Raw genomic sequence first — 13,791 nt, forward strand, 5'->3', positions numbered from 1 at the left:
TATAACTTTCTTCATCAAAACCCTATCATTTTGTTCATTCCCTTTATTTTTCTGACAGTCATTAGAATTTTGTAGCTCTACTTTGCCACGATACCGCCTGCTGAGATTTTTTCTAAATTGTGATATGATAGCATTAATAACAGGAGGATCTAAAATGACAAAAGAAGATATCAAAAAACAAGTTCGAAGAGCTTTTGATTTTCGTATGGCGATTCGTGTTTATAATAATAATGATATTCCTAAAGAAGATATGGAGTATATTTTAGACACTGCTTGGTTGAGTCCTTCTTCAGTCGGTTTAGAAGGCTGGCGATTTTTAGTACTAGATAGACAAACAATTGCAAAATTTCGAGATAAACTTAAGGAAGTTGCTTGGGGAGCACAATATCAACTAGATACTGCTAGTCACTTTGTTTTACTACTAGCTGAAAAAGGTGCTTATTATAACGCTGATAGCATGATCAACAGTCTCGTTCGACGTGGTCTAGGTGATCCAGCCGCCCTTGAGAGTAGGATACCTCTCTACAAATCCTTCCAAGAAAACGATATGAAAATTGATTCTGAACGTTCTCTTTGGGATTGGACAGCAAAACAAACTTATATCGCACTCGGTAATATGATGACGGCTGCTGCTATGATCGGCGTAGATTCATGCCCAATTGAAGGATTTGACTATGAAAAGGTCAATAATATCCTTAGTAAAGAAGGATTAATAGACGATAAGAAAGAAGCTATTTCTTGTATGGTTTCATTTGGTTATCGTTTGCGTGAACCTAAGCATTCCCGTGCTAGGAAAGAACGCCAAGAAGTCATTACTTGGGTTGAGTAAATAGACAGCCTAATTTATAATCAATATTTTTGAAAAGACAATTTTATTTTGACATAATACGTTTAATAAAGAAATAGGAGAGAGACTATGCCATTTTTACATACTTGTATTCGCGTTAAAGATTTGGACGCCTCAATTGCTTTTTATCAAGAAGCACTTGGTTTTAAGGAAGTTCGTCGTAATGACTTTCCTGAAAATCAATTTACTTTAGTCTATATGGCCCTAGAGGACGACCCTAGTTACGAATTAGAGTTAACCTATAACTATGATCACGAAGCTTATGATTTAGGAAATGGGTATGGTCATATTGCTGTTGGTGTAGACGATTTGGAAACTACTTATGATGCCCATCAGAAAGCAGGTTACTCTGTAACAAAAATTTCTGGATTACCAGGTAAACCTAATATGTTCTACTTTATTCAAGATCCAGATGGCTATAAAATTGAAGTTATTCGACTCAGTCAATTTAAAGCTGACTAATAACATCTCATCATATTAAGTTAAGGACTGAGGCAAAAACCTAGTCCTTTTTATGATTACCTTATAATCTTTCTATTTTTTCCCATATTATGTTAAAATTTAAGCAAGAATGATACGGAGAATTACAAATGGCTTTATTATCAGTTATTGTCCCTTGTTATAATGAACAAGAGACTGTCTCAACTTTTTTAACAGAAATCAAAAAAGTTGAATCCGAAATGGCTCGTTACACCCATTTTGAATACATTTTCGTAAACGATGGTTCTACCGATCGTACACTCGAACTTCTTAAGAAAGCAGCTAAACAATTTGACAATGTTCATTACCTTTCATTTTCACGCCATTTTGGTAAAGATGCTGCTTTATTGGCTGGTTTAGAACATACTACTGGTGATTTTATCACTGTTATGGATGTTGACTTGCAAGATCCACCCACTTTATTACCAGAAATGTACCTAAAACTTCAAGAAGGTTATGATATTGTCGCTACAAGGCGAAAAGATCGTAAAGGGGAGCCGTTGATACGCTCTCTTTTTGCCAAGCTTTTTTATAAATTAATCAATCAAGTGTCAGATACTAAAATGGTTGATGGTGCGCGTGATTTTCGTCTCATGACAAAACAAGTTGTTGACAGTATTCTCGAGCTAAATGAAGTGAATCGCTTCTCAAAAGGGATTTTTTCCTGGATTGGATATGATGTCGCTTATATTAGTTATGAGAATCGAGAACGAATTGCGGGTAAGACCTCATGGAGTTTCTTTAATCTCTTAAAATACTCTCTAGACGGTTTCATCAACTTCTCAGAAATTCCATTAGCTATAGCTACCTGGATTGGAACCCTTAGTTCAGTACTATCACTTTTAGCTATCATTTTTATTATAATTCGAAAATTACTATTTGGGGATCCCGTTTCAGGTTGGGCAAGCACAGTTACCATTGTGCTTTTTATGAGTGGTATTCAGTTATTGTCGCTAGGAATTATAGGCAAATACATCTCTAAGATTTTCCTAGAAACTAAAAAACGCCCAGTCTATATTGTCAAGGAAGAGGGATGAATTCAAATCTCTTAGCTCACTTAGCTAGGAGATTTTATCATAGAAAAATATTGTATAGTAATTATTGCGAATTTTGCAAAAAAATTATATAATAAAGGAGTTTTTCAAAAATAGATGGAGTATTTATAATGTCAAAAAATAATAATGACCACACTCAAAAATCTGAGAATGGTATGGTACGCGGCCTAGAAAATCGTCACGTACAGTTAATTGCGATTGCAGGGACAATCGGAACTGGGCTTTTTCTTGGTGCAGGTCGTTCAATTAGCCTGACGGGTCCTTCAATAGTTCTTGTCTATGCTATCACTGGCGCTTTCATGTTCTTCATGATGCGTGCTATTGGAGAGATGCTTTATCAAGATCCAAATCAGCATACTTTTATTAATTTCATTACCAAATATTTAGGACCCGGTTGGGGATTTTTCTCAACACTTTCTTATTGGATTTCCCTAATATTTATCGGTATGGCAGAGATTACAGCCGTAGGAGAGTATGTTCAATTTTGGTTCCCTGAATGGCCATCCTGGATTATCCAAATTGTTTTTTTAGCTATCCTAAGTTCTATCAACTTAATTGCTGTAAAAGCATTCGGAGAAACCGAGTTTTGGTTTGCTATGATAAAAGTTATTGCAATTCTTGGTTTAATAGCAACCGGTATCTTTATGGTATTGACAAACTTTGACACCGGTCACGGATACCATGCTTCAATCTCAAATATCACCAATCATTTTGAATGGTTCCCTAAAGGTAAATTGAATTTCTTCATGGCTTTCCAAATGGTATTCTTTGCTTATTTAGCTATTGAATTTGTCGGAGTAACAACTTCTGAAACAGCTAATCCACGTAAAGTTTTACCAAAAGCAATCCAAGAAATTCCGATGCGTATTATTTTATTCTACGCAGGTTCATTATTAGCAATTATGGCCATCTTCCCATGGCAACAGTTACCAGTTAATGAGTCACCTTTCGTTACAGTATTCAAACTAGCTGGGATTAAGTGGGCTGCCGCTTTGATTAACTTTGTTGTCCTAACGTCTGCAGCATCTGCTCTTAATTCTACTTTGTACTCAACAGGGCGTCATTTATTCCAATTGGCTAATGAATCACCAAATGCTCTTACAAAAGCGTTAAAATTAGACCAATTATCTCGTCAAAGCGTTCCAAGTCGAGCTATTATTGCATCAGCTGTAATCGTTGGAGCTTCAGCACTTATCAGTGTTTTACCTGGTATTTCAGATGCCTTCTCCTTAATTACTGCATCATCTTCTGGTGTTTACATTTCTATCTATGTTCTTATTATGATTGCACATTGGAAATATCGTAAATCACCTGATTTTATGGAAGATGGTTATAAAATGCCTGCCTACAAAATCCTTTCACCAATCACACTTCTCTTCTTCCTCTTTGTATTCGTTTCTCTCTTCTTGCAAGATTCAACATACATCGGGGCTATTGGAGCAACCATCTGGATTATTGGTTTTGGTTTATATAGTCACTTCAAACATAAATCACATTAAGTCTATATTACTAGTGAAGTTGGTCAATCAACTTCACTTTTTTCGTCCAAAATAAGGTTAGGCAATTGCCTAACCTTTTGATAATCATCGTGAATTATAGTTTTTTAACTGACGGGCAATATCACGGTTTTGCTCACGACGTTTGATAGACTCTCGCTTATCATAATCATGTTTTCCTTTTGCCAAACCCAATAGAACTTTAGCAAAACCATCTTTTAAGTAAACTTTTAGAGGTACCAGAGTCATACCAGTCCCTTTCAGTTCATTTGATATTTTTTCAATCTCACGTTTTTTTAGTAATAACTTTCGTGTACGATCAGGATCTTGATTCCATATGTTACCTTGATCGTATGGTGTAATATGAACATTAATCAACCACGCTTCACCATTTTTTATTTGTGCATATCCATCTTTCAATGTAATACGCGCTGCGCGGACACTTTTGATTTCTGTTCCTGTCAAAACAATTCCTGCTTCTATTGTTTCAACGATAGTATAGTCGTGATGCGCTTTTTTATTTTGTGCTACAACGTTTCCTTGACCTTTAACCATACTTAACCTTTCTTAGATTTCCGTTTCTGACCTTTCTTAGCGACGCCTTTATAGAAAGGTTTTTTCGTTTTTTTCTTGGTTGAACCTGTTGTTCTATCGTCTTTGTGATGATGTGATTTGCTATCCGAGTTCCTTTTGGGTTTTCGAGATGCTTTTTTCTTAGATGTATTTTTGTTCTTATTATCACGATCAGAAATTCTATGCTGATGTTCTCGTTTAGAACTTCGATTAGGACGACCCTCACGCGAACTTTTACTTACCTTTTCAACAATATCAAAATCTGATGGTAAATAATCAAAATCGATATCACCAGTTTCCTTATCAGAACGAATCAACTTAACCTTAATTTGTTGACCAACACGGAAAACTTTCCCAGATTTCTCACCTTGAAGCGTCAGCGTACGTTCATTAAAGTGAAAATATTCAGGCAAGGTCGTTACGTGAACCAATCCTTCAATAGTATTTGGTAATTCTACAAACATACCAAATTTAACAACGCTTGCAACCACACCTTCAAATTCCTCACCAACATATTCTTCCATATATTCGGCTTTCTTCATTGCCTCTACAATACGTTCAGCATCAATGGCACGTCTCTCAAGACTAGACGTTTGAGTTGCAATTTCTGGGATAAGGTTAGCAAAATGATCAGCTTTATCCATCGCTTTATCACCATAATCACGAATCATACGATGAACTAACAAGTCTGGATAACGTCGAATGGGGCTAGTAAAGTGAGTGTAATATTCCGCAGCAAGTCCATAATGTCCATGGTTGTGTTCAGAATATCTAGCTTGTTGCATCGAGCGCAATAACATCATAGATAACACTTCACTTCCTGGCTGCCCTTGTACTTTTTTCATAAAGTCCTGTAAAGCAGATTGGGTGATTTTAGTTGCTGTTCCTTGAATGTGAACACCGAAAATAGAAGCATAATCGATGAATTTTTGTAATTTTTCAGCTTTAGGCTCTTCGTGTATACGATAAATAAATGGCAATTTTAGACGAGCATAATGTTCAGCAACCGTTTCATTTGCCGCCAACATAAATGACTCAATCATGCGTTCAGCAATGCCTCTGTTGCGAATAACAATATCAACTGGCATTCCCTTATCATTAACCATAATTTTTGCTTCAGATGTATCAAAATTCAGCGCTCCACGACGCGTACGCATAGTTTCCAAAATATGGTGTAAAGTAACCATATGCTGTACTGAGGGCACAATAGACTCATATTCTGAGCAGATTTCCTCATCGCCAGCAATAATATCATTTACAGCGGTATAAGTCATACGATAAGTGGTATTAATCACTGACTGTGTAATTTGATGATTAACAACTTTCCCATTTTGGTCAATTTCCATAATACAAGACTGCGTTAAACGATCAAGATTTGGATTTAATGAACATATACCGTTAGATAGACGCTCTGGTAACATTGGTACAACGCGATCTGTGACATATACGGACGTACCACGACTAAGTGCTTCACGATTTAAGGCAGAGCCTTCAGTAACGTAGTATGATACATCTGCGATATGAACTCCAAGTTCAAAATGACCATTATCCAGTAATTTAATATGCACAGCATCGTCTAAATCTTTGGCATCCGCTCCATCAATAGTGAAAGTGACCTCTTGACGTAAATCAACACGCCCAATTAAATCTTTCTCCGTTGGAGCATCTGGGATAGCATTAGCTTCTGCAATAACGTCCTCAGGAAATTCTGAGACGATATCCATACTTTCCAAGACTTCTAAAACATCAATACCAACATCTCCTTGATGTCCAACGATATCACGAACACTTGCTACGAAGTAATCATGTCCTCGTGTCGGATATTTATCAATATCTACTTTGATAATTTCTGTTCCGTCTAAAACGACCGGTTCTTTGCGTATATAAATCTTTTGATTGATTTTTTGATTTTTCGATTTGATATATCCTGCGTATTTAGGACGCTCATCGTCTAAGACAAACTTACCAACAAGCGTCTTTAAACTACGTTCAACAATATTAACAACACGCGCTTCTGCTGCAGTCCCTTTAAGACGGTCCGCTGGTTTCTTTACAACAGCTTCTACCGTGTCACCATCAATAGCATAAGCAATATCATTTTTTCCGATAAACATATCATCTTCGTCTTGATCAATACTAAGAAAACCAAATCCTGCTTTATTTGCTCTAAAAAGACCCCTTACTGTGATTTCCTTTTTCTTAGCTTCTTTCTTTCGAAGAGAAAGACTTCCATTATCGTCAAATCTTAATTGCCTGTGGCTCTCCAAATTTGAGATTATTTTGATTAATTTTGGAAATGCTTTTGCGCCTGCCATATCTAGGGCAGCAGCTAAATCATTAACGCTGGTTTTACCGTGTTCTTCCAAATATTTTATAATTTTTTCTTTCATTATTTCCTTTTCTAGTAACTTTAGTCACTTTATTATTACTCTACAACCATTCTACTAACAAAAAGTGAGGTTGGGCTATCCCCCATCCTCACTTATCTGTATTTAGCTATCATTAATGACTTGATAAAATAGATAATACTAAGCCGATTAGTAGCCAGAAAAAGACTAAAACACCTGTAAAACGTTGCATAAAAGCTTCAAATCCTCGAACTTTACTACGTTCAAAAAGGGCTTCAGAACCGCTACTATCAAAAACATTACTACTTGGATTCTTTTGTGGTTGCATGAAAATTAAGATAATCAATAATACTGATAAAACAAGTAGAATGGTGAGTAATAGGTTATACATGTTAATTCCTCCACTATGGTCAAAGTACATTCTAACATAAAACTTATTAAGATTCAATATGTAGTGTTACTTTTCTCTCCTTTGGGCAATACTTTGGAACCTCGATTTTATCGGGATGATTACTTTTATTCTTACTGGTTAAATAATTCTTACTACCACAAGAGCTACACTTTAAATTAATTTTAACTCTCACACAATTTCCTTAACTCTAATATATTTTCTAAAATTAATAAAACACCAAACAAAATTAGCTAAAACGATGAAGCTAGTCACAAAGAAAACCCATCGGAATCCTAAATGAATAGAAACTGCTGAACCGACAAAAGGACCTAATACTTGTCCTAAATTGCTAAACATTTGGTTATAACTGAAAATCCTTGATAAACCTTGTCTTGGAGCAATTTTAGTCAAGATTGAATTAATACTCGGCATCAAGGCACCTGTTCCAAAACCATACAGGAATCTAATAACCCCTAACTGTAATGAAGTCTGTGCCAATGAACATAAGACATACATGAGGAAACTATACAGTAGAGCTAATAATAGCAAACGATGATTGCCTATGCGATCCCCGATTCTTCCTAGCTTTGGACTACTCAGAATACTAGAGAATCCCATACCAGAAACAATTAATCCGGAAACAAACATCAAGTTTTCAGTCTGTCCTAAATGACGAATGTAAAGTGTTAAAATAGGTGCAATGGATTGTGCAGAAATTTGAATAATCATGCTTGTTACAAACAGCCCTATTAAAATTTGTAAGCTTTTAACGCTTTTGAACACTTCTGTAGTTGGCATGGTTTCTTCGTTAGAAATGGGTTTGAAATCTTCCTTTACCATAAAAATGGTCATTAAAGTAGATATTAACAATATGGTTCCCACTAATAAAAAAACTTCCCTAATACCAAACCACTCTGCTAAAAGTCCCCCTAAAAGTGGACCAATTAACATACCTCCAGTCACTCCTGTCGCTAAGGTTCCTAAGGCATATCCTGATTCCTCTTGAGGAGCTTGACTTGCTATCAAAGCTGTAGAGTTAGGTACATAGCCTGCAAAAATGCCGTTTAATATACGTAAAATCAGAAGTCCTGTAACACTATGAATGAAAGCAAGGCCTCCCATAGTAAAAGTCATCATCAACCCTGCTCTTACCATCATCGGTTTTCTACCATATTTATCAGCTAAGCGCCCCCATAATGGGGCAACTAAAGCTGAAGACAAGGCTGATAAGGATACTGATAAGCCTGCATACCACTCTACTTTGTTGCTAGGTGCTCCTAATTGTTCTACATATAATACCATAAAAGGCATAACAAGTGAAAAGCTTGCCCCAGTAAAAAAATTACCGAGCCAAGCCACTTTTAAATTTTGCTTCCAGTTAACCGTTTCAACTGAGATAAAACATCATCTTCTTTCTAAACTTTTCTACCACTAACTATCTTAGCAGTTTTATTGAAATTTAACATCTATTTGAGATGTTATTTTCATTATAATTTCCTTTATGTAACTAAACCTATGTTATCACATTCCTCTGTTATTATACCACAATTAAAATTAACTTTTTAAACGGAAAGTTTTTGGAGCAAATACTACAACTGCTAAATAGCCAATAATTAAAATAACAACTATAATTCCTAGGCTTACCAATAATATTGGCATCGTTATAGATTTAGTAAAGGTAAATAGCTGATATCCCATATAGTATATAATAAAGGTTAAAATATTATACATAGCACTCTTTGATTTTAATCCTTCTGTAAAAGGCTGTAATAAGAAATAAAGATACAAAAAGTAAAAACTAAATAAAATCATTGATATAGCTTGTGTAATTACTAATATGATAATCTGATCAATCTTAGGGGTGAAAAAATTAAAATAATAGGTTCCAAAACATATGTTTAGAGCTACAAAAATAGGGAAATTAAGTTTTATACTATAAAGGAAACGTATTTTTAAGGTTGCTAAGATATTTTCTCTTTCACGATAGAAATTGTATCTTAATAATGGACGATCCAAATGATAGAAACAAAATTTTGAATAGGATTCACCGATATATATTAGATATCCTGGAACTGCACTCAAAAATAGGAATTTTGAAAAACTATGCTCATTCATCGGAATATTTATCTTTTCTTTAAAAAATAGCAGGAAAAGGAGTTCTATTCCAAACAGAACACTTAAAATAGCTAAGCGTACCAAAATTTTCCTTTGCAAGTATCTACTCATCCGTTTTAAAAAGATAGCGTTTAAATATGAAATACCTGATAAATTTTCAAATAGCAGGGGAGAAAGTTCACTGACATTTATATCCCTATCTTTCATTTCAATCCCAAGCAGCTCTATATTATCAATCTTTGCAATTTTCTCCTTCATCGTCTCATGCGTTAGGGTAAGGTAGGTCAAGTGATTAAGTTTAGAATAAGTCTTTAATCGATAGTAACTAACTAACCATATGATAAGTCCTGCAATACCGGTGTACCATGAAAAAAATGGATATGGAGAGAACTGTTTGCCAAGAAGAAGGAAAAAGAGAGAAAGGAAGACTCCTATACCAATCCCTAAGTAAAATAAAATATTTAGTAAAGACTCTGGATTCTCTTGGCCTTTACCTCTACCATATAAAGGCAAACAGAGCACCTTGATTCCAAGGCGACTACCTGCTAAAAATAAAGCAAAAGTCAAACCATGCCAAAAAGCAAAGTGATTTAAATGGAAAAATATGCCAAAGCTCAAACTTCTAAAAAATAGTTCACTACTGGCTTCTAAAAGTTCAGCGGATTGGAAATACCTCGATGGCTCAATTCTGAAAAGGCGAATCATATGAGTTTGTTGCATATCATTAGGTTCTATAAGTTTTATATAGAAATTTATGACAATTAAAAGAGAGGTAATCACCATCAATGTTAAAGTTAGGGTAAAACCTTCTTGCGGCAAAATATTTAACTGCTTCATGCCACTTCTAACAAAAAATGATAAAACATAACAATATAGTACGTAACCTATGGAACGACCAAAACCTCTTAAGAAAAAGATAATGATACGAATAAATAGTACTACACCTTTTATATCATCGGTTTTAAACCATCGGTTGGGGATTTTTCTTCCTAACCAGGGGATTTTCTGGAGGTAATATAAAAAACTATTATAAGCTCTAGCACTATCAATCTGTAATATAGACCATATTAATGCTTTACTTGTCATATTCATCTCCCTTCAACACTTGAAGAAGACGCTCTTCGAATTGTTCATGTTTACGATCAATATCTAATGTTTGGAGTTTTCCTTTGTCTAATACAGCCACAATATCACATAGATCTTCTGCTAAGGCCATTATATGAGTTGATAATATAATAATATGATCCTCACTTAATTCCAACAAAAGGCGTTTTATTGCAATACTTGACACAACATCAACTGCAGTCAGTGGCTCATCTAGTAAAATTACTTTTGGCTTAGAAATCAGCAGGCAAATTAATGAGAGCTTACTCTTCATTCCATCAGAATATCCTTTGATAATTCTATGACGCTCTGCTTGTCTTATTTCCATAAAATCTAAATAATCATCTATTGTCATTAAATCATCTGAAGGATGTAAATCCATGTAAAATTTTACAAATTCATACCCTGTTAAAAATTCTGGAAGGTAGTTTTCGGAATAAACAATACCAATATCCTTATCGGTAAGAGGATACTCGTGATTATCCTTCAATAAACAAATGGTCCCGTTGTCAGCTGCAAGATCCCCATAAAGTATATTAAATAAAGTTGTTTTCCCAGCACCATTCCTACCTAAGACCCCTGTTATTTTACCTGAATAAAATCGGTAACTTGCTCCTCTCAAGACCTCTGTTTCCTGAAACCGCTTACGAATATCTCTAATTACTAACTCCATAAAAACTCCTTTGAAAGTAAACCTTTTATATCATTGTACTATTACTGTGGTTTAATCGCAAGTTTTTTAAAACTAGTGTAATAAAGACAAAAAATGGATAAATACATTATCCATTTAGTAGTTCTATAAACGTTGAAGAGCATCCAATATTTGCTCTTTTAAAGTTATTAAATCACCATTATTGTCAATAATAAGACTAGCGAAACTTTTTTTATCTGTTAAAGGCATTTGGTGTGAAAGTCGTAATTCTGCTTCTTCTCGACTGTAGTTGTTACGGGCCATTAATCGTTGTAATTGTTTTTCTTTATCAACAAATACCAACCAAATCTCATCAAACCATTTTATATACTTTTCTTCAATCAATAAAGGAATATCCATGAAAAATATCTCTTCTGTTTGTTTTAATTGGTCGCGCTGACATGCTAACTCTTGACGAATGATACTATTTTGTAGCCTAGCTGATGTCTTCATATTGTCTGGATTAGCAAAAATCATTTGAGAAAGCTTTGGTCTATCCAACTCACCATCAGCATCAAGTATCTCGGGACCCAACCATTCTAATAAAGCTTGGTAAAGTTTCCCACCCTTAGCTTGCAATTTATGAACCACTTGATCCGCATCTATGACTTTAAAACCTGATTCTCGTATTATTTTTGTTACCGTTGACTTTCCAGAAGCTATCCCTCCTGTCAGTCCTATTATTTTTGTCATAAGCATTGACACCGAGGGCAATAATGCGTCCCTCTCCCTCCTACTTTTATCTTCTTAATTAAACAACCACACCTTGGACACGGTTGCCCAGTTTTACCATAGACCTGTAAATACTTTTGCATCGTACCGTCCTCTCCAAGAGCATTCTTATATGTTCTAATCGTGGAGCCACCTTTTTCGATGCCTAAAGTTAAAATGCGAATAATTTCCTTGTGTAATAAGCTTGTTTCAGATTCGGTCAATTGATTAGCCAAACGCTGTGGGTGAATTTTTGCTGCCCACAAGACTTCATCTACGTAAATATTTCCAAGTCCTGCTACTAATCTCTGATCTAATAGTAAAGGTTTTATTGGTTTTTTGGAGTTTGCTAAGCCTTTTGAAAAAGGCTCAAATTGAAATGTGTCAGCAGTTGGCTCAGGACCTAATTTTTTTTGAGTAAAATAATCTTTGAGAGATGATTTACGAACCAACTCAAATGTCCCAAATTTACGGACATCTTGGTAAACCAATGTGCTGCCATTAGTCAATTTGAAATAAAGGTGAAAATGTTTGTTATCTGGTACTTTATTTGGGAAGAGTAGATATTTTCCTTCCATGCGTAAATGTGATACCATAACCATTTCACCAAAATCAAAAAGAAGATACTTCCCTCGTCTCAATACCTGTTGAATTGTTTTTCCTGGTAGACTTATCATGAAGTCATTCAAATCAGTTTTCACCATTTTAGGGACTTTAATCGTTATAGAAGCTATTTCTTGATTAACTACAAGTCTTTCTAGTCCTTTTCTAACGGTTTCTACTTCTGGTAATTCTGGCATAAATATATAGTCTAAAAATCAATAGTCATTGCTTAGAAAAATAATTTCCAAACGTTCTTGGTGTCACCTGACCATTCGATTTCTATTTTCCTTTCTTATTATCATTTTGAGACAAAAGCTTTAAAAACTACTCATAAACTTGCACTCATCAGCATTCTTTATTATTGCCAAGTACTTTTTGACAATAATGTTCATTATAAGTATTGTAAAATGAATCTTCACCTAAATATTTAAAAATCTGTAAAGCTTTCCTCATATCTTCTTTTCCTGAAGAAGTATCACCAAGTTTTAAATGATAGTATCCAGTTACATATAAAAAAACAGTTTTTTCATAGAAATTAACTTCATCCTGTAACAATGATCTAACCTTATCAATTAAGTAGTGGCTATGCTCAAAGCAAGAGTGATCAATGCTGATGATTAGACAATTAATTGCTAATTGTGTAACTAGGATTTTATTGGTTTTATTTTGTTCTGAGTAAGCAAACGAATTAACCATTTCTTTGGTCAATAAAAATAAAGTATTGTAATTAATGAGACGTGAGCAATTTCCTAAGAGAATAATTTCATAATATCCCCACTGCTCCACCGTAAAAAGATAGTCTGTTAAGCGTGCTAATTCTTCTTGATTAGGCTCTATTGATTGATCAATTGAAAAAATAAGAGCCTTAATCATAATCTTTTCATAGTCTTTATGGTTATGATCCTCTAAGAGAGCCACTAATTTAGTTACATTTTTTTCAGCACAATATTTTCTTACTCGATTTAAAAGGATAAAAAAATGAGTGTGCGCCTTAGAATGAATCGACACAAATTCATCAATAGTGATGTTGAGTTTATCTAAAATATTAAGCAAACGACTACAAGTAATTTCTGACTCTCCTCTCTCAAACCTTGAGATTTGTGACTTGGATAGGTGCTCATCTGCTAAAGAAGAAATACTAACTTTTTTTCCTTTACGTAATCTTCTTAGTGTTTTTCCTAATTCTTTTTCCATTTTTCCCACTTTCACAACAATTTAAAAGACCCTTTAAATCCATTATATAATACAAGTACAAAATAGAAAATCAGAAAGGAGATAGTCATGAAAAAAATTAACAAAGCTTTGTTGTTCACATTAATCATGGATATCCTAATTATCGTTGGTGGATAAAACTCCCCACAAATGGTTGTTATGGAA

Annotated in this window: 15 protein-coding genes; 5 read left to right on the forward strand and 10 right to left on the reverse strand. The window is 34.5% G+C overall.

Features of this window, described 5'->3' with window-relative positions; translation table 11 throughout:
• The first annotated feature begins 154 nt into the window (after nt 1-154).
• The 4 genes from QOR44_RS07265 (at nt 155) to QOR44_RS07280 (ending at nt 3,881) form a co-directional block, all read left to right on the forward strand.
• Nucleotides 155-829 carry an NAD(P)H-dependent oxidoreductase gene (locus QOR44_RS07265; RefSeq protein WP_000159254.1) on the forward strand — a complete coding sequence of 225 codons (675 nt, stop codon included), beginning with the start codon at nt 155-157 and terminating at the stop codon, nt 827-829.
• A gap of 87 nt (nt 830-916) precedes the next feature.
• Entirely contained in the window at nt 917-1,309 is a 393-nt protein-coding gene (gloA, locus tag QOR44_RS07270; protein WP_001116199.1) for a lactoylglutathione lyase, read from the forward strand.
• 128 nt (nt 1,310-1,437) lie between these two features.
• The gene (locus tag QOR44_RS07275; RefSeq protein ID WP_141444628.1) at nt 1,438-2,364 is read left to right on the forward strand and encodes a glycosyltransferase family 2 protein; all 927 of its coding nucleotides are present in this window, start codon (nt 1,438-1,440) and stop codon (nt 2,362-2,364) included.
• Nucleotides 2,365-2,492: 128 nt separating this feature from the next.
• Nucleotides 2,493-3,881 (forward strand): amino acid permease, encoded by a 1,389-nt coding sequence (locus tag QOR44_RS07280; protein ID WP_000042126.1) that lies wholly within the window; start codon nt 2,493-2,495, stop codon nt 3,879-3,881.
• Between the two features lie 84 nt (nt 3,882-3,965).
• Here the strand turns inward: QOR44_RS07280 and smpB are convergent, their stop codons facing one another.
• The 10 genes from smpB to rgg2 form a co-directional block, all read right to left on the reverse strand.
• Nucleotides 3,966-4,433: an SsrA-binding protein SmpB gene (smpB, locus tag QOR44_RS07285; protein WP_000238456.1), complete on the reverse strand. Its 468-nt coding sequence runs from the start codon at nt 4,431-4,433 to the stop codon at nt 3,966-3,968.
• A 2-nt stretch (nt 4,434-4,435) separates the two neighbouring features.
• Nucleotides 4,436-6,841 (reverse strand): ribonuclease R, encoded by a 2,406-nt coding sequence (rnr, locus tag QOR44_RS07290; protein ID WP_000659920.1) that lies wholly within the window; start codon nt 6,839-6,841, stop codon nt 4,436-4,438.
• 112 nt (nt 6,842-6,953) lie between these two features.
• Complete coding sequence (gene secG / locus QOR44_RS07295; RefSeq protein WP_283572688.1) at nt 6,954-7,190, reverse strand: preprotein translocase subunit SecG; 237 nt, start codon at nt 7,188-7,190, stop codon at nt 6,954-6,956.
• 46 nt (nt 7,191-7,236) lie between these two features.
• Complete coding sequence (rpmG, locus tag QOR44_RS07300) at nt 7,237-7,383, reverse strand: 50S ribosomal protein L33 (RefSeq protein ID WP_001873241.1); 147 nt, start codon at nt 7,381-7,383, stop codon at nt 7,237-7,239.
• Nucleotides 7,380-8,588, reverse strand: coding sequence for a multidrug efflux MFS transporter (locus QOR44_RS07305; protein ID WP_011074748.1), 1,209 nt, complete (start codon nt 8,586-8,588; stop codon nt 7,380-7,382). Before QOR44_RS07305 ends, rpmG begins: the two co-directional genes overlap by 4 nt.
• Before the next feature lie 156 nt (nt 8,589-8,744).
• Entirely contained in the window at nt 8,745-10,391 is a 1,647-nt protein-coding gene (locus QOR44_RS07310; RefSeq protein WP_000200933.1) for a hypothetical protein, read from the reverse strand.
• A complete protein-coding gene (locus QOR44_RS07315) occupies nt 10,381-11,082 on the reverse strand; it encodes an ABC transporter ATP-binding protein (RefSeq protein WP_000424354.1) in 702 nt (233 codons plus the stop codon). Before QOR44_RS07315 ends, QOR44_RS07310 begins: the two co-directional genes overlap by 11 nt.
• A gap of 123 nt (nt 11,083-11,205) precedes the next feature.
• Nucleotides 11,206-11,799, reverse strand: a complete 594-nt coding sequence (gene coaE / locus QOR44_RS07320; protein ID WP_000930246.1) for a dephospho-CoA kinase — start codon at nt 11,797-11,799, stop codon at nt 11,206-11,208.
• Nucleotides 11,790-12,611: a DNA-formamidopyrimidine glycosylase gene (gene mutM, locus QOR44_RS07325; protein ID WP_001114602.1), complete on the reverse strand. Its 822-nt coding sequence runs from the start codon at nt 12,609-12,611 to the stop codon at nt 11,790-11,792. Before mutM ends, coaE begins: the two co-directional genes overlap by 10 nt.
• A 148-nt stretch (nt 12,612-12,759) precedes the next feature.
• Complete coding sequence (rgg2, locus tag QOR44_RS07330) at nt 12,760-13,608, reverse strand: quorum-sensing system transcriptional regulator Rgg2 (protein ID WP_000410031.1); 849 nt, start codon at nt 13,606-13,608, stop codon at nt 12,760-12,762.
• Between the two features lie 87 nt (nt 13,609-13,695).
• Here rgg2 and shp2 point away from each other — a divergent pair, with 87 nt between their 5' ends.
• Nucleotides 13,696-13,764, forward strand: coding sequence for a peptide pheromone SHP2 (gene shp2 / locus QOR44_RS07335; protein WP_132833258.1), 69 nt, complete (start codon nt 13,696-13,698; stop codon nt 13,762-13,764).
• Nucleotides 13,765-13,791: the final 27 nt, after the last annotated feature.

Origin of the sequence: Streptococcus agalactiae (assembly GCF_949788565.1) — a bacterium.
GTDB classification, from domain to species: Bacteria; Bacillota; Bacilli; order Lactobacillales; family Streptococcaceae; genus Streptococcus; species Streptococcus agalactiae.